Source organism: Myxococcus sp. AB025B (assembly GCF_006518215.1).
In the GTDB taxonomy this organism is placed as follows: domain Bacteria; phylum Myxococcota; class Myxococcia; order Myxococcales; family Myxococcaceae; genus Myxococcus; species Myxococcus fulvus.
The window spans coordinates 22,025-37,299 of record NZ_SRLW01000069.1; the positions used below are offsets into that span (position 1 = coordinate 22,025).

Annotated in this window: 14 protein-coding genes, 1 tRNA gene and 1 pseudogene; 5 read left to right on the plus strand and 11 right to left on the minus strand. The window is 67.8% G+C overall.

All coding sequences use genetic code 11. The annotated features are described in order from the left end of the window. Nucleotides 1-100 precede the first annotated feature (100 nt). Nucleotides 101-880: a DNA/RNA non-specific endonuclease gene (locus FL311_RS14165; RefSeq protein WP_141325674.1), complete on the plus strand. Its 780-nt coding sequence runs from the start codon at nucleotides 101-103 to the stop codon at nucleotides 878-880. A 27-nt stretch (nucleotides 881-907) separates the two neighbouring features. On the opposite strand, the gene FL311_RS14170 is transcribed toward FL311_RS14165, so the two are convergent. Beyond that, nucleotides 908-1,498 carry a hypothetical protein gene (locus tag FL311_RS14170; RefSeq protein WP_153882681.1) on the minus strand — a complete coding sequence of 197 codons (591 nt, stop codon included), beginning with the start codon at nucleotides 1,496-1,498 and terminating at the stop codon, nucleotides 908-910. Between the two features lie 125 nt (nucleotides 1,499-1,623). Continuing rightward, entirely contained in the window at nucleotides 1,624-3,303 is a 1,680-nt protein-coding gene (locus FL311_RS14175; RefSeq protein ID WP_141325675.1) for an LVIVD repeat-containing protein, read from the minus strand. Nucleotides 3,304-3,748: 445 nt separating this feature from the next. Between FL311_RS14175 and FL311_RS14180 the strand changes: the two genes are divergently transcribed. Both FL311_RS14180 and FL311_RS14185 read left to right on the plus strand, forming a co-directional pair. Beyond that, complete coding sequence (locus FL311_RS14180) at nucleotides 3,749-4,891, plus strand: hypothetical protein (protein ID WP_141325676.1); 1,143 nt, start codon at nucleotides 3,749-3,751, stop codon at nucleotides 4,889-4,891. A gap of 86 nt (nucleotides 4,892-4,977) precedes the next feature. Then, the gene (locus FL311_RS14185) at nucleotides 4,978-5,604 is read left to right on the plus strand and encodes a DUF2306 domain-containing protein (protein ID WP_141325677.1); all 627 of its coding nucleotides are present in this window, start codon (nucleotides 4,978-4,980) and stop codon (nucleotides 5,602-5,604) included. Nucleotides 5,605-5,626: 22 nt separating this feature from the next. Here the strand turns inward: FL311_RS14185 and FL311_RS14190 are convergent, their stop codons facing one another. Together FL311_RS14190 and FL311_RS14195 are read right to left on the minus strand one after the other, a co-directional pair. After that, complete coding sequence (locus FL311_RS14190; protein ID WP_153882682.1) at nucleotides 5,627-6,898, minus strand: hypothetical protein; 1,272 nt, start codon at nucleotides 6,896-6,898, stop codon at nucleotides 5,627-5,629. Between the two features lie 262 nt (nucleotides 6,899-7,160). Further along, the gene (locus tag FL311_RS14195; RefSeq protein WP_141325680.1) at nucleotides 7,161-7,520 is read right to left on the minus strand and encodes a hypothetical protein; all 360 of its coding nucleotides are present in this window, start codon (nucleotides 7,518-7,520) and stop codon (nucleotides 7,161-7,163) included. A gap of 311 nt (nucleotides 7,521-7,831) precedes the next feature. Here FL311_RS14195 and FL311_RS14200 point away from each other — a divergent pair, with 311 nt between their 5' ends. Further along, nucleotides 7,832-8,317 (plus strand): carboxymuconolactone decarboxylase family protein, encoded by a 486-nt coding sequence (locus tag FL311_RS14200; RefSeq protein ID WP_141325681.1) that lies wholly within the window; start codon nucleotides 7,832-7,834, stop codon nucleotides 8,315-8,317. On the opposite strand, the gene sigJ is transcribed toward FL311_RS14200, so the two are convergent. Together sigJ and FL311_RS14210 are read right to left on the minus strand one after the other, a co-directional pair. Further along, complete coding sequence (sigJ, locus tag FL311_RS14205; RefSeq protein ID WP_141325682.1) at nucleotides 8,305-9,201, minus strand: RNA polymerase sigma factor SigJ; 897 nt, start codon at nucleotides 9,199-9,201, stop codon at nucleotides 8,305-8,307. The genes FL311_RS14200 and sigJ overlap by 13 nt on opposite strands. A gap of 110 nt (nucleotides 9,202-9,311) precedes the next feature. Beyond that, entirely contained in the window at nucleotides 9,312-10,349 is a 1,038-nt protein-coding gene (locus tag FL311_RS14210) for a hypothetical protein (RefSeq protein ID WP_141325683.1), read from the minus strand. Nucleotides 10,350-10,467: 118 nt separating this feature from the next. Between FL311_RS14210 and FL311_RS14215 the strand changes: the two genes are divergently transcribed. Further along, a complete protein-coding gene (locus tag FL311_RS14215) occupies nucleotides 10,468-10,764 on the plus strand; it encodes a hypothetical protein (RefSeq protein ID WP_228556867.1) in 297 nt (98 codons plus the stop codon). 138 nt (nucleotides 10,765-10,902) lie between these two features. On the opposite strand, the gene FL311_RS14220 is transcribed toward FL311_RS14215, so the two are convergent. The 5 genes and pseudogenes from FL311_RS14220 to FL311_RS14240 all read right to left on the minus strand — a co-directional run. Continuing rightward, nucleotides 10,903-11,634: a DnaJ family molecular chaperone gene (locus FL311_RS14220; protein ID WP_194869200.1), complete on the minus strand. Its 732-nt coding sequence runs from the start codon at nucleotides 11,632-11,634 to the stop codon at nucleotides 10,903-10,905. Nucleotides 11,635-11,939: 305 nt separating this feature from the next. Beyond that, nucleotides 11,940-12,012: transfer RNA gene (locus FL311_RS14225), tRNA-Ile, on the minus strand. A 76-nt stretch (nucleotides 12,013-12,088) separates the two neighbouring features. Beyond that, a complete protein-coding gene (locus FL311_RS14230; protein WP_141325685.1) occupies nucleotides 12,089-12,463 on the minus strand; it encodes an MGMT family protein in 375 nt (124 codons plus the stop codon). Nucleotides 12,464-12,554: 91 nt separating this feature from the next. Continuing rightward, nucleotides 12,555-14,681, minus strand: a complete 2,127-nt coding sequence (gene rpoD, locus FL311_RS14235) for an RNA polymerase sigma factor RpoD (RefSeq protein ID WP_141325686.1) — start codon at nucleotides 14,679-14,681, stop codon at nucleotides 12,555-12,557. Between the two features lie 92 nt (nucleotides 14,682-14,773). Continuing rightward, nucleotides 14,774-15,275, minus strand: a pseudogene (locus FL311_RS14240) (DNA primase); the annotation flags it as partial.

The following is a 15,275-nucleotide window of genomic DNA, read 5'->3' on the forward strand; positions in this document are numbered from 1 at the left end:
TTCTTCTCAGTTTTTTGGAAGTTCACGCATTTCGGCTCTATGTCTCCTGGTCAACACGCTGGCCGATGTCACGCAGGTCGGCCCAGAGGGAGCCAAGAGGATGCGCATCCTGAGCAAGCTTTCCGTTGCGGTGGTGTCTGTCTTGTGGCTCGGCGGCTGTGGAGACCCGGGCCTGGAGCTGGGCGGGGAGGACGTCGTCCGCGAGCTGGAGCAGGACTTCGGTGGGCCTGGTGGCCTGATGGCCTTCTTCGACAGCCACACCGAGGAGCAGATACGTGGGGCGCTGGCGCCGTACGGCGTTGGCTACGTGCTCCACGGGGACGTCACCGCGGCGGCCATCCGGGACTGTCCGAAGTACTTTCCGTCGAGTGACCGGAACATCTGGCACGACTTCGATGGTGAGTATTACTTCCTGGACACCGCGGGCCGTCCGAGCCGGGCGTACAAGAACCTGCCGGCCATCGTCGCGGCGCCGCGCATCGACGCCTGTCAGACGAGCGTGGGGCGGTGGGGCGATGCGGAGAACCCCAGCAATGACTACGACGGAGGGCACCTCATCGGCTCGCAGCTGGGCGGCTGGGGCGGCCGGGCGAACCTGGTGCCGCAGGACTCCAACTTCAACCGCGGCAACTGGGTGCAGCTCGAGAACAAGATGGCCAGGTGCGGGAGCCTGCCGAGCGGCCGGCTGCGCTACACCATCGGCGCGAGCTATCCGAACACCACGGCGCTGATTCCCAACACCCTGACGATGGAGATCAGGAACCAGACGTCGGGCGCGAGCGTGGCGCTGTCCTTCTCGAACACGGATGGAGGGGGCTCGGGAGGCACGGCCTCGCGGACCCGGGGCGTGGACTGGCTGACCGGCCAGGGCTGCAACTGAGACAGGTCCGACAGTTCGTGCCCCGGCTCAGGCCGCGCCGTAGCCCCTGCGGAACGCATCCGCGAGCCACTGGGCGACGAGCGCCCGGTGGGGCGCGAGCTCCAGCTCCAGGGACTTCTCGCGCGCCTGCTCGTGCACCCGCGCCATCACTCCGTCGCAGTCCCGCTCCTCCACCAGTCGGCCTCCCTCGAAGAGGAGCTCCTGGGCGCGCTTGCGTCCCCAGGCGGGGTGGAGCCCTTCGTGGAAGGGCGCGCGTCGGTTGAAGCCGTCCACCAGCAACAGGCCCCCGGTGAAGGCCACGGGGGCGCGCAGGCGCGTGTAGACGACCCGCTCGTGCGTCTCGCTGGAATAGGTGGCGAGCTGCCCGGACAGCGCCGGGCCGTGGCCCTCCCGGACGGCCTGTTCCTCCTGGGCGGACAAGCCGATGCGCAGCTCCTCCAGCAGCAGCCGCTTGTCCGCGACGCGGTAGCGGCAGAGGAAGCCCCGCTGACAGGCCGTCGACATGGCCCAGGGCCTCAGCCCGTGGGCGGAGGGCTCGAACAGGTCCGTGCCCTGGACGCCCGCGAGCTCGAAGACGTGCTTGCGGTACTCGACGGTGTCGTGGAGCTGCGCGGTCATGGCGGTACCTTCGCTGACGGAGTCGGGCCGCAGCGTACCCCACCCGTCCGTCGCGGCCGCCGAGGTCTGGGATATCGGCGTGCCTCGCCTCCGGCCCCCGGGCTCACCCCGGGGGCCGGCAAGGCTCACAGCTCGTTGAAGATCATCAGCCCGCGCGAGGACTCGGCGGTGTAGACGTAGCCGTCGCCCGGCAGGCGCACGCCGAAGAGTCCCTCGAAGATGCTGTCGGCCCGGCGCGGGTCCGCCTCCCGGAAGACGTGGTGGTGCGCCACCTGGCGCATCTGGGTGGGATTGGAGACGTCCACCACGCGCAGGCCCTCGTGGTACCACGCGATGTACAGCAGGTTGCCGCGCAGGATGAGGTTGTGCATGGAGGTCACCCGCCGCAGCTTGTAGGTGCCGATCTTCACGATGTTCGCGGGGTCGCTGACGTCGAGCGCGCGCACGTGCGAGGCGTTGAACTCACCGCCCTCGAAGGCGATGGTCTTCCCGCCGAAGGTGCCCACCGCGTTGTGGTGCGAGTAGCCATCCGGGCGGGTGAAGCGGCCCAGCTCGCGGATGTCCTCCAGGTTGGAGAGGTCGTGGATGGCGTAGCCGTCGAAGGAGTCGCTCAGGTAGAGCCGCCCCTCGTAGACGAACGCGTCATGGGGGCCTCCCGGGATGACGGCGCGCAGCACCGGGTCGAAGGGGTCGGTCAGCTCGTAGATGAAGGTGCCGGAGATGGGGTCCATGGCGTAGAGGAAGTTGCCCTCGACCAGCACCGTGTGCGCGCCTCCCGCGCCACCCGTGGCCACGCTGCGCACGAAGAGCGGCTCGGCGGGCCGGGAGATGTCGTAGACGATGAAGCCCGAAGCGCTGCTCGCGACGTACAGCGCGTCGCCCTTGGCCCACACGCTGTTCCAGAAGTTGTCGCCGGGCAGACTGATGGCGGCGGTCTGCACGGGGCTTCGCGGGTTGCTCACGTCGAACACGGCGAGTCCCCCCTGCTCCTCCCGGAAGGAGATGGAGACGACGTAGGCGTGGCCCTTGGCGACGTGGACGTCCACGGCGTGGCCCGTGGGGACCGCGCGCTCGGACAACAGCTCGAGCCCTCCCGAGGACTCGGGCTCGGCGTCCTGCAGCGCCACGCGGTGGGCCTCGAAGGTGCCGCCGAAGGAGAACCTGCCGCGGGAGCAATATGCGAAGCAGCCGGTGAGGATGTTGGGCGCCTTCGTCTCGCAGCCCGTCAGGTTGATGACGGTCTGGGTCCGGGCCTGCTGGCCCTGCAGGACGAAGCGGTCCCCCTCCATGTCGAGCTTGAGCAGGGGATTGTCAAACAGGGTGCTCGTGCCGCCATCCTCCTTCAGGTGGAACCCGGCCCCGGCCGGGACGATGCGGGTGCCGCCGTCCGCCAGCAGTCGCTCACCCCGTAGCTCAGCCTGGTAGATGCCCGCCTGGGGGAGCGCGCCCAGCGTCGTCAGGTCACACTGGGACAAGTCGAAGAGGTCGGCGCGGTCCAGCTCGTTGCAGATGGTGGCGGGGACGGTCCTCGGGTCGTACTTGCAGGTGGCCAGCAGGCCCTTGTCCTCGATGTCGCCCGTCTCCTCAAGCGGGACGTAGGTGCCATCCCAGACATAGGGGCCCGCGTCGCCGCCCGCGTCGGGGTCCGCGGAGGGACCCGCGTCGTGTCCCGAGTCGGAGCCCGAATCGATGCCTGCGTCGTGTCCCGCGTCGGGCGGGGAGGGTGTGTCCTCGTCGCAACCCGGCAGCGATGCGAGACATAACGTCGAGAGAAGGAGTCCTAGGGTGCGATAGGTGCGTGTCACGGAAGGACCTCGGGATGAGGGAGAACCGAGGAGTGTGCCCGTCCGCCCGCCGGCTCAGGTCGCCGTTGTCCCAGGGCTCGGGAGTGTTTGCGCCACGAAGGGGACTCCGGCCGCGGGGTGTGCCACGCCCGGGTTCGAGGCCACCCTGGCCGGCGACTTGCACCGCGGGCATTTCCCGCGCGGGCCCGCGAAGGTGCGTATCGGCCACGGGTTCAGCCGGCCCGTGATTCTCGCGAGTCCTTGGATGAGACCGCGCCCGAAGTGGAGTGAATCAAGGCGTGTCGCACGTCCCGTGTCGACACGATGTGTCTGGGATTGGCGGCCTGATACACCCCGGCCAAGGTCGTGAACATCCTTTGATGACTCAAGGCGCGCTCCTCGGGATGCGCTCCGGCGGGGCCTTGAGGCAGGATGCCGGAGTGGTCGTCCTGTCCAAGGTCTCCCGATGAAGCGTCTTCCCGTGGGTCTCCTGCTGTTCCCCGTCCTGGCCGTGCTGCTCACCGGGAGGGCCCGGGCGGAGGGGGTGGAGGTGCGCTCGCTCACGGTCATCCCCAAGCCGGAGGCGGAGAGTGTCTTCCCGGTGGGGGACCTCCAGATGGCGTTCGTCACGCACGAGAAGCCGGAGGTGGCCGCCAACATCAACGATGGTCTGTTCATCGGGCGGTTCAAGGCCCTGGCGCCCACGAAGGTGGAGGCGCGGCTGCCGGCCGACGGGCTGGACCTGTCGGGGCTCTCCGAGCAGCGCTTCGGCGTGACGCGGAACGATGGGCGCCTGCTCACGATTCACTTCGACATCGAGGGTTGCGGGGCCTACTGCGAGACGTACAGCGTGGCCTATGGCTTCGATGTGCGGACGGGGCGTCAGTTGAATCCGCGGGAGTTGTTCACCCCCGCTGGCGTGCGCGCGCTGGTCCTTCGCATGAACAAGGAGAAGCTGCGGCTCTACCGGGAGCAGATTGCGAAGCATGAGCGGGAGCTGAAGGCGTCGAACAAGAAGGCGCCCGAGAGCGGCACGGTGGAGGACCTGGAGGAGCGCCTCGCGTTCAATCGCGAGTGCCTGGAGGGCGTCGAGGCGAACGCGGAGGAGGAGCGCACCCGGAGCACGTTCCATGAGCGCTGGGAGTTCACCGGGACGGAGGCGCGGATGACCGCGGAGCGTTGCAGCAACCACGCATCACGTGCGCTCGACGACGTCGACAGCGTCAGCCTGGCGCTGCCGTATGCCTCGCTGCGTCCCCATCTGACGGCCTATGGCAAGTGGGTGCTGCTGGGAGAGGGGCAGGGGGTGTCCGGCGACGTCTTCGGCCAGGTGCTGCGGGGGCGGATCGGCAAGCTGCCCATCGTCATGATGTTGGAGCGGCACAGGGACGACTCGGTCTCCGGCGTGTACTTCTACGAGAAGCACCGCAAACCCATCGAGCTGGACGGCCGGGTGGAGGGCGGCAAGCTCGAGCTGCGGGAGCGGGATGCGGAGGGCAACCCGGCGGCGAGCCTGCGGCTGGAGGTGGGGAAGAGCCTGCTGCGAGGTGAGTGGGTGGGCAAGCAGCCGCTGCGGATGGAGCTGCGTGCTCCCTCGGCTCAGGAGTGAAATGCAATCGAGCGGGGCGCGGCCCGTAGCCGGGGGCGATTGATTCTCGCGCGGCGCCGCTCCACGTCGAACCCTGGGTCTCCACGATGACACGCAAGGCACGCTGGTTCCTCTTCGGTTTCCTCTGCGTGGCCGTGGGGCTGTATCCCGTCAGCTACTTCCTCGCGGGTTCGAGCTTCGGGATTCGCGGCTCGAAGGACGAGGCGTTGCTGATGGACGTCGTGTGGAACGCGGCCTTCTACATCCACATCGGGATGGGCGGGCTCGCGCTGGCGGTCGGCTGGACGCAGTTCATCGCGAGGCTGCGGCTCAGGTCTCCGAGGACACACCGGGTCCTCGGGAAGGTCTACGTCGGGGCCGTCCTCCTGAGCGGGCTCGCGGCCGTGTACGTCGGCTTCTTCGCCACGGGCGGCATTGTCGCCGCGGCGGGCTTCATCAGCCTGGGAGTCATCTGGCTGGCGACGACGGCCAGTGCCTGGTGGCTCATCAGGAACCGGCGGGTTGAGGAGCACCGGCTCATGATGACCTACAGCTTCGCGGCCTGCTTCGCGGCCGTCACGCTGAGGTCGTGGATGCCCGTGCTGGTCCACGCGTTGGGCGATTTCGTCACGGCCTACCGAATCGTCGCGTGGCTCTGCTGGGTCCCCAACCTCGGCGTGGCCTACCTCATGTCACGCAGGCAGCCCGCGACGCGCGAGCTCGTGGCTTCGTGACGCGTGGCTCGACCCGGGCGCGCTACTCCCGCAGCACGGTCAGCCCCTGGTCGGTCAGCGCATAGAGCATGGCCGGTGCCACGGTGGGGTCGTAGACGAACTGGAGCACCTGTCGCCCGTTCACGGTCTCCACGCGCGTGAGCGTCGCCCCATCCTCCTCGATGCGCCACAGGCCCTGGTCCTGCGTGCCCACGTAGACGATGCCCCCATCCGTGGCCGCGAGCGCCGTCACGTTGGAGGAGGGCAGGGTGGTGATGCGCGTGTAGTTCGCGCTGGAGCGGTCCGTCTGCTCCATGCGCCACAGGCCGAAGTCACGGCTGCCCACCCAGGTCGTCCCCGCCTTCGTGCGAGCGATGGCACGCCAGTGGTCGAAGGCCTCCAGGCTGTTGAGCTGCGCGTTGTGCCCCTTGTAGCTCCAGGGCACCGGCCCCTCCCAGGTGAGCTCCCGGTCGAAGTCCGCGAGCACGCCGTTCGGCTGCAGGATGCCCACCAGCCAGTCATTGGCCACCAGCACCTCACCGCCGGGTCCGATGCCGAGCCCCCAGTTGAACCCCGCCTGGAGTGACTGGGACACGCTGCCGTCCGCGCGCGGCGTCTCGAGATACCAGGCCGCGTGCCGGTGGCTGTTGTACGTGAGGTCTCGAATCAACGTCACGCCGTGGTTGGTGCCGATGTAGACATCACCCCGGTCCCTGCCGCGCATCACCCGCTGGCAGGCGAGCACCGAGCGGTCCTCGTCGTAGTGGAAGTCGTTGGTGTTGCGTATGCCAAGCTGCTGCTGGCCACCCGACACACCCGCGCTGCGCCACAGGTGCTCCTCCAGCACCACCGTGCCGTCGGACTCCACGCGCACCGCGTCCAGGTCGCCCTTCTGGTACTCCGCGAAGCGCGCCTCGGTGTAGTGCGGCTCCCCAGGAGCGGGGATGTAGGCGTGGGGCTTGTCCGGTATCTCCGGCTGTAATTCGTACGTGTGGTAGCCCACGTAGGCACGCCCCGCCTCACCCCCGCAGATGACGGTGGAGCCGAGCGCCTTTTTATCCCGCCCGAAGCCTCCCGCCGCCTGTCCCACGCCGCGCGTCCATGTGGGCGCCGTGTCGCCGGGACGCAGCACGCCAATCTCGTCGCCCTTCAGCAGCCAGATGTTGTGGCCCTCGTCGACGCCGATGCTCCGCACCCCCGCGCCGATGCCGAACGCCGTCGCGTAGTCCTTCACCGCGTCCGCCGGCCAGGGACCGGGGCCGTCGGGTGAGTCGAGGTCCGCTGATTCACCGCATGCGCCGAGGAACACCGCCATGCCCACTGCCGTTGCCCATCGCCATCCGCCGTGCATCCATCCTCCCGGACTTTCGCCGCCGTCGCCGGATACGCAGCAATGCTCATGCCCGATGGGGATGGGAAAACTTCTTCCCAGGGTGGCGACTCCAGGTGCGTGCGCGGGCGGATGGCCCGCTGGCGCGAGCCACCCCGAAGGGACGCGACAACCCATCGCGACCCCCTGCCTCCGCTGTGAAATCAATGCGCGATGGCGGGTGAGACCGTGACCATGGTGGAGGTGGTCAGATCTCGTTCCACTCCATGCGCCAGAGCCCTCCTCGCGAGGCGCACACATTGAGGGAGAAGGCGGTGCACTCGCCACACGCGAGATACCGGCGGTGCCGCGAGCCATCACAGCAATAGGCAGCGCAGATGGGCTTCCAACTGCACGCCTCGCCACCCTGGTAGGGGCAGGTCGCCTGGGCGTTCTCGTAAAGCGCGCTCTCCAGGTCCGGGTCCTCCTGAGAGCGCTCCTCCTGGGACATCTCCTCTTGGGAGACCCACTCGGAGGAGTCCACGTCCTCGGGGAGGGGGCCTCCACATGCGGCCATCAACACCAGTCCTGCCCACAGGGCAAGACGACGCAGCCCCATGACAGACATGGCTCTTCCTTTCAGGTGAGGGTGTGCTGCTTGCGCCCGTCATCGAGACGAGCATGTCAAGGAGGGCATGGATGTGCTGGATTGGCAAGGATGGGTCACGAGAGTGGTTGTCTGAGGCAATCAATCTGGGTGGGCGTCGGGATTGGGATTGATGGGTGTGGGTGGTTGCCGCAGGCAACCGTTTGGGTCGGAACGGAACAGGCGGCTCGAAGCGCGGGGCCCCTTGGGGGAAGGCGGCGTCGGTTCGGCGGGCTGTCACGGGCGAATGCGGTCGCGCGTCTCTTGGGGCGAACCCACCAGGAGACCACCCGATGCAGGCACCTCGAAACGACACGTCACACCCGCGTCCCCGTCTGGACATCGCCCGGCTTGCCGCCGCGCCCTACCGCGCCTTCCTCGCCGTGGATGCGGCGCTCCGCGAGGGCCCGTTGGCTCCGAGCATCCGTGAGTTGGTGAAGATTCGCGCCTCACAGCACAACGGCTGCGTCCTGTGCGTGGACATGCATGTGCGTGAAGCGCGCCACCTGGGTGAATCCGACGAGCGTCTCCACCAGGTCGTCGTCTGGCGCGAGTCCTTGCTCTTCACCGACGCGGAGCGGGCCGCGCTCGCCTATACAGAGGCTGCGACCCGATTGGGTCCCGAGGGCGTACCGGACGCCGTGTGGGACGCGGCGCGGGCGGCGTTCGATGAAGCCTCACTCGCGGCGCTGGTCGCACAGGTGGCGCTCATCAACGCGCTCAACCGCATCGCCGTGCCCTTGCGCACACCACCCGGGGCCGTGACTCACGCGAGGTGAATGGCGTCGCGCTCCAGCCGCTGGAGCTTGTCGGGGTTGAGCACGCGGTAGATGGCGCGGATGTACTCGCCGTCCACGTCGAGCATCGTGGCGTGGAAGAGCAGCCCGTCGCGGAAGGTGAGCGCGGCGGGCTGCCCGTTGAGCGACACGATGCGGTGCTCCATCGTGCCGCTCAGCTTCTGCCGCAGCCCGAGCAACATCCGGATGATGCGGTCGGCGCCGTCGATGCGCTTGCGCGCCGCGTACGCCTTGCCGCCTCCATCACTGGTGAACGTCACGCCTGGAGCGAGCATCGAGACCAGCGCCGCCTGGTCTCCCGTGCCGAGCGCGGAGAGGAAGCGCTGCAGGAACTGCTCCTTCACTCCGGGTGGGGACGGGAAGCGCGGACGGCCCTCCCGCACCCGCTCGCGTGCCCGGTGGACCAGCTGCCGCACCGCCGGCTCGTTGCGCCCCAGCACCCGAGCCAGCGTCCCGTACTCCTCGCCGAAGACCTCGCGCAGCAGGAAGGCCACGCGCTCCTCGGGTTTCAGCGACTCGAGCAGCACCAGCAGCGCGACCGACAGGTCCGAGGCGCGCTCCGCGGCCTGTTCCGGAGTGGTCACCTCGGTCAGCACGGGTTCTGGAAGCCAGGGGCCGTCGTAGGCGGCGCGCTCGGTGGCGGCGCGGCGCAGCCGGTCGATCGCGAGCCGGCTCACCACCGTGACCAGCCACGCCTCCGCGCTCTGGATGTCCCGCGAGCCCTCCTGGTGCCAGCGCAGGAAGGCGTCCTGCACCACGTCCTCCGCGGGGGCCAGTTCACCGAGCATCCGGTAGGCGAGCCCCAGCAGCCGCGGGCGGTGGCGCTGAAGGTCTTCGACGGTCGGCGGGGGAGGGGGCGTGGTCATGGTCATCCTGGAGCGTAGGACGTACGAGCCTCCTACCCCGTGACAGGCCGCGCCGCACCGTGTGGGGGCCCGCCTCGCGCAGGAGCCGCGAGGCGGGCCGGGGTGGGCCGCTACTCCAGGGGGGAGTAGTACTTCACCGGGCCGGCGAGCCACACGGTGGTGCCCTCCGTGCGCTCCAGCAGCTCCTCCGCCAGCTTGTTCCAGTCCTCGTAAGGGCCCACGGCCTCCAGGCTGGCGGGCATGAAGCCGAGGAACTTCTGGGGACCCACGGCGAGGACGGTGGCGGTCGGCACGCGATACGGCCCCTCGTCGGGGATGCCGAACAGGCCCCACGCCTTCCAGGTGCGGCTCAGCGCGTCGTAGCGCAGGGGTGCGCAGCTCGTCTCGGCGATGGTCTTGGCGTCCTCCTCGCTCTCCCCCGAGCAGACCTGGAGGCTGTCACCGAGCTTCACGCTCTCGAGTGGGCAGGAGACCTGGAGGGAGTGCTTGCAGTGGCCGATGGGGCGGGGCGCGCCGTGCTCGCTCCAGTAGGCCTGGACGAAGGCCGCCGAGCCGTGCGGGTCTTCCCACGAGATGGACTCGCCCATGCCATCGAGGAACACCCAGGGGACGCGCGTGGCTTCCGCGACCGTGTCGGCCAACTGCTCCTTCTTCGTGCCGAAGAGGGGCTCCATGCGGAAGGGGACGAACGCCACGAAGCCCTCCGCTCCCAGGGCCGCGACGGTGCCCGCGCCGTCAATCGAGATGCCGCCCTTCGTCGAGCTCCCCGGGCGCCCCAGGACGCCGCCGTTGATGCCGCCACCGGCGCCCGGAGAGTCCTTGGCGGCCTTCGCGCAGAGATTGGTGCAGGAGTTCAAGGCGTCCCGATTGGCCCACTCCTGGCTCTCGTTGGAGCAGCCCTTCGCGGTGTCGAAGTTGGCGACGGTAGGGGGTGGGCAGTGACAGGGGGAGTAGACCGCGGTGTACTTGCAGCTCCGTTCCACCCACTCCGGTGGGCCGATGTGGCCTTGATATCCGACGCCGATGAGACCGCCGGGCGTGCGCGCCTGGGCGGGAGTGCTCCAGGTGACGACGCCCAGGGTCGCGAGGAACCCGAGCAATGAAAGCCTCGACGTGCAACGAATCAGGCCCGACTGCGAGGGGGACATGTGTGACCTCCGTCAATGAGTTGCACATGCAGCCTGACTGTCTCAGGAGGTGTTCACAATGGGTGTTGATTGACTTCTCGGTGAGTAGCGTCGCGTGTCACAGGCTGAGTAGCGTTCCATGTCACAACGGCTGAGTCGGGGACGTCGGCCCGATGACCGGCCGCTGGAATACCCCCCCCCGTTCGGCACCGCCGTGGAGCGGTCGAAGGTTGTCTACCTGGACGGCGCGGCCATCGGGTGGGCGGACGAAACGCAGTCCGCGGCGTTCCCGGTGGTCGACGGTGTCGCGAAGCTCACGCGGAAAAACTTCACGTCGAATGGCACCCTCGCCATCGGAGACCAGACCGAGGACCCGAACGTGGATGGCGCGATGCGCATCAAGTCGGTCGACCTGCTCTGTCCCCCAGGTCCCTGAGCCGTCGGAGCCTCCCGAAGCGCCGCGCGGGGGGGAGGCCACCGTCTACGCGCTTCTGGAGCGCGAGGAACGGGTAGGGGGCGCCAGGATAGGAGACGGCAACGGCACAGGTTCTGCGGAAGTCGAGGTCGAAACGACCTACGAGAGCATCTCGTACGCTCGATTGATTTCCAGCGCCTTCCTCTCGGCGAGCTCTCGTAGCTCCTTGCCCAGATGCGCAACCTTGTCCGGGTGGTACTGGGCCATCTGCGCATGGTACGCGCGCCGGAGTTCATTCTTCGAACACCCGCGTGCAACTCCTAGGATTTCATGGGGATCGAAGGGGCGGTCCCGGTGCCCGACTTCGGGTCGCGCACGGGCCTCGGCTTCTCGACGGCGCGCCTCTTCCGCGACCCGCGCCCTCTGCTCTTCACGCTCCTTCTGGGCATTCCGTCGCGCAGCAGCCTGGAAGAGTTGCTTCGCGCGCTTCCAGGCGCGACGCGCAAACACTGAAAGCGCAATCACGAGCAGAACTCCAAATGCCGCCCACAAACCACTCAGGAGTTCTTGTTCCCGCTGGTTGGCGAAGTACCGGTCACTCTCCACCTGTCTCCAGGCTGCGAGATAGCTGGATAGCAACTCCTGGGCTGGACCTTCTCCAAGCCTGGCCTCCAGCCCTGATGTGTCGTGTGTGTGAAGAAGTCGTTCGATTTCGCCCATGCCCGCGGGGTCGCGAGCTTCGCCCGAATTGGCTGCGACCTGATAGAGATTGAGCTGGCGGAGCTCCTCCTCGGCGGCTGCACGTCCTGCTGCCGTGTCACGCCTCGCTTCGAGTTCACGAAGTTCTCTGAGCTCGTCGAGAAAGTCGTCACTGAATCCGGGGTCGGTCATGGCAAAGAGCCTGCATCCAGCCATCAATCTAAAGTGACGCCTCCCTGGACTGCTGAGGCGTTGTCATCCGCCACCGGCTGCTGCCAGGTACTCCGAGACGAGAACTCGCGAGCCGAAGGCTATTCGACCGCAGTCAATGTGGCACCGCCGTGATGCGTCACGCGCGGTCGGCACCGCGGCTTCACGGCCTCCATCGTGAAGGCCTCGTCCGTGGCCTCGGGCGACCCGACAGCCGATTCACGCGGTGGGGGGCTCTCGCTGCCTCGGTGGAACTTCCCGAGTGGGTGCGCGGAAGGTGAGGGGAGTGGGCCCTCCTGGATTCGAACCAGGGACCAATCGGTTATGAGCCGACAGCTCTAACCGCTGAGCTAAGGGCCCTCATGCGTGTGCAACCCGCGTGGGCCTGGGCATAACTCCGCGCACGCGGGTCTGGCAAGCACCACCCGGCCCCGGGTCAGCGTCTGGCCTTGGGCGCCGCGTCCTCGGCCCGTTTGACGCGGAACGTCTGCCCTCGCTGCTCCACCACGACGCCCTCGGCGCGCAGCCGCTTCGCCTGCTCCTGGGCCACCATGGGCGCGAGCACCCCTCCGGCGCGCGTCACCCGCCACCAGGGCACTTCCTTCCCCGTGGGCAGCATCGCCATCTCCCGCCCCACGCCGCGCGCCGCGCCCGGCCGCCCCGCATAGAGCGCCACCTGCGAGTAGGTGCGGACCTCTCCGCGCGGAATCGAGCGCACCGTGCGCCACACCGCCTCCGTGAAGGGCGCACGCTTCGGCGCTGTCTGCGCCTGCTTCACCCGCGTCTTCGTCCTCGGTCTCAAGAGCGCCATGCCGCGCGGGACTCTAGAAACACGAAGGCCCCCGGTCCACGAATGGGAGCGGGGGCCTTCTGGCGTCAGGCCCGGGGGCCTGTCGTCCGCGTCAGCTCTCCACGAAGGAGCGCAGGCGCTTGGAGCGGCTCGGGTGGCGCAGCTTGCGCAGCGCCTTGGCCTCAATCTGACGGATGCGCTCGCGCGTCACCTCGAAGTCCTGGCCGACCTCCTCGAGCGTGTGGTCGCTCTTCTCGCCGATGCCGAAGCGCATGCGCAGAACCTTCTCCTCGCGCGGCGTCAGCGTGGCGAGCACCTTGCGGGTCTGCTCCGCCAGGTTCATGTTGATGACCGCGTCCGCGGGCGACACCAGGCTCTTGTCCTCGATGAAGTCGCCCAGGTGGCTGTCCTCCTCCTCGCCAATCGGCGTCTCCAGGGAGATGGGCTCCTTGGCGATCTTGAGGACCTTGCGGACCTTGTCGAGCGGCAGCTCCATCTTCTCCGCGATCTCCTCCGGCGTCGGCTCGCGGCCAATCTCCTGCACCAGGTAGCGGCTGGTGCGGATGAGCTTGTTGATGGTCTCGATCATGTGCACCGGGATGCGGATGGTGCGGGCCTGGTCCGCGATGGCGCGGGTGATGGCCTGACGAATCCACCAGGTGGCGTAGGTCGAGAACTTGTAGCCGCGCTTGTACTCGAACTTGTCCACGGCCTTCATCAGGCCGATGTTGCCCTCCTGGATGAGGTCCAGGAACTGCAGGCCGCGGTTCGTGTACTTCTTCGCGATGGAGACGACGAGGCGCAGGTTGGCCTCCACCAGCTCGCTCTTGGCGCGCTCGGCGCGCTTCTCGCCCAGGCGGATGGCGTCGTAGTTGCGGCGCAGCGCATCCACGGGGAGGTTGGCCTCCTCCTCGACCTTCTTGATCTTCCGCACCGCGGTGCGCACGTCGCGGTCCAGCACCTCGAGCTGCTCGGGCGTGAGGTTGAGCTGCTTCTGCAGCTTCTTGCCGATGTTGGGGTTCTCCCGCGACTCCTTCAGCTGCGGGCGAAGCTCCTTCATGGAGATGCCGTAGCGGCGCTCCAAATCGCGCAGCTCGTCCTCGGCCTTCTCGACGCGCTCGATGAGCGACTTGAGATTCAGGACGATGCGGTCGACCTGCTTCTTGTTCAGCCGCATCTCCTCCAGGACCTCCATCATCTTGGTCCGGAGGTCCTTCATCTCCTGCTTGAGCTCCTTCTTGCGCACCTCGGTCAGCTTCTTCTTCGAGGCGAGCTCCTCCTCGAGGACGTCGCAGTCCTTGGCGAACTTGCGGAAGCGCTCGATCTGCTTGCAGATCTGCTCGATCTTGTTGAGCTCGCTCTGCGCCAGCTGCGCCGGGGCGTCACCCTCGCCGACCTCCTCGGGAGCCTCCTCGGCACCCTCGGACTGGGCCTCCTCGGGCGCGTCCTTGATGACGTCGCGCACGCGCAGCTTGGCCGTCTTCAGCTTGTTGCCGATGTCGAGGATCTCCTCGACGGCGACCTTGCAGGCGAGCAGGGCGCGCAGGACCTCCTTCTCGCCCTCCTCGATGCGCTTGGCGATCTCCACCTCGCCCTCGCGCGTGAGCAGGCTGACGCTGCCCATCTTGCGCAGGTACAGGCGCACCGGGTCGTTCGACTTGCCGCCCGGCTCGTCGTCCTCGTCCTTCTCGTCCTCGTCGACGTCTTCCTTCTCCTCCTCGACGGTGACGGTGGGCTTGATCTCGTTGTTCTGCGCGGCCTTCTGCGCGTCGACGATCTCGATGTCGTTGTCGCCGAACATGCTCATCACGTCGTCGATCTGATCGGACGACACGATGTCGGCGGGCAGCGCGTCATTCACCTCGTCGTAGGTGAGGAAGCCCTTCTCGCGGCCCTGGGCGAGCAGGTCCTTGACCTCCTTGCGCTCGGCGACGGGGTCCTCCTCGACGTCGTCCTCGACGGCGTCCGGGTCCACCTCGACGGCGGCGGCGGCCTCCTCGGCGGCCTCCTCGGGGTCCACGTCCTCCGAGACGGCGGCGACGCCCTTCTTCTTCTTCTTCTCGACGACGGCCTCGGCGGGGGCCTCCTTCGCCTCGAGGACTTCCTTCTCCTCCTCGCCCGCCTTCACCCCAGCGCCCTTCGCCGCGGGACTGTCCGGAGCCTTCTTCTTGCGGATCACCGGATCCACCTTCTTCTTGGTGGGCTTCACGGACGCCTTCGAGGGCTTCTGCGTCGGCATTCGGGTACTTCTCCTTAAGAAATTCAGGGGCTTGAGGCCTGGGGCGAGCCGGCCGATCTACCGCAAAGTCAGGGTTTCTTACAAACGCGAACTCAAACCGGTTGCATGGGCGCCTTTGTTCCCGCGGAGGCCGGCTTGAGCTCCTCCAGGACACGCTTCTTGAGCGCCAGCAGTTCCACCCGCTCCGCCTGGAGCTGGCGCGTCTCCTCCGTGAGGTCGAACGCGCCCAGCGTCTGCTCCGTCGCACGGGTTATATAAGCAAGACGCTCGTTGATGCGCCGCACCATGATCTCCTGGCAGATGGTGGAGAACGCCTGCTCCAGCTCCTGTCCTTCCGAGGGGAGCTGGCGCCAGGAGGTCTCGATGGCCCGCTTGACGCCCTCGGAGGCCTCATAGAGGGCGTCGTTGGAGCCCCGCCCGGAGGTGGCGTGCATGAGCGTCATTCGAAGGCCGGTGTGCGACAGCTCGTCACACACGCGGAAGAGGTCGCGGCCGAGCAGCCCACCAAGAAGAAGGTGGATCCGGTGATCCGCAAGAAGAAGGCTCCGGACAGTCCCGCGGCGAAGGGCGCTGGGGTGAAGGCGGGCGAGGAGG

Coding starts and splice junctions, on each gene's coding strand:
- FL311_RS14200 (WP_141325681.1), top strand. CDS start 7,832: ATGCAGGCACCTCGAAACGACACGTCACACCCGCGTCCCCGTCTGGAC.
- FL311_RS14230 (WP_141325685.1), bottom strand. CDS start 12,463: ATGGCGCTCTTGAGACCGAGGACGAAGACGCGGGTGAAGCAGGCGCAG.
- FL311_RS14220 (WP_194869200.1), bottom strand. CDS start 11,634: ATGACCGACCCCGGATTCAGTGACGACTTTCTCGACGAGCTCAGAGAA.
- FL311_RS14215 (WP_228556867.1), top strand. CDS start 10,468: ATGTCACAACGGCTGAGTCGGGGACGTCGGCCCGATGACCGGCCGCTG.
- FL311_RS14165 (WP_141325674.1), top strand. CDS start 101: ATGCGCATCCTGAGCAAGCTTTCCGTTGCGGTGGTGTCTGTCTTGTGG.
- sigJ (WP_141325682.1), bottom strand. CDS start 9,201: ATGACCACGCCCCCTCCCCCGCCGACCGTCGAAGACCTTCAGCGCCAC.
- FL311_RS14180 (WP_141325676.1), top strand. CDS start 3,749: ATGAAGCGTCTTCCCGTGGGTCTCCTGCTGTTCCCCGTCCTGGCCGTG.
- FL311_RS14170 (WP_153882681.1), bottom strand. CDS start 1,498: ATGACCGCGCAGCTCCACGACACCGTCGAGTACCGCAAGCACGTCTTC.
- FL311_RS14185 (WP_141325677.1), top strand. CDS start 4,978: ATGACACGCAAGGCACGCTGGTTCCTCTTCGGTTTCCTCTGCGTGGCC.
- FL311_RS14195 (WP_141325680.1), bottom strand. CDS start 7,520: ATGTCTGTCATGGGGCTGCGTCGTCTTGCCCTGTGGGCAGGACTGGTG.
- FL311_RS14210 (WP_141325683.1), bottom strand. CDS start 10,349: ATGTCCCCCTCGCAGTCGGGCCTGATTCGTTGCACGTCGAGGCTTTCA.
- FL311_RS14190 (WP_153882682.1), bottom strand. CDS start 6,898: ATGGCGGTGTTCCTCGGCGCATGCGGTGAATCAGCGGACCTCGACTCA.
- rpoD (WP_141325686.1), bottom strand. CDS start 14,681: ATGCCGACGCAGAAGCCCTCGAAGGCGTCCGTGAAGCCCACCAAGAAG.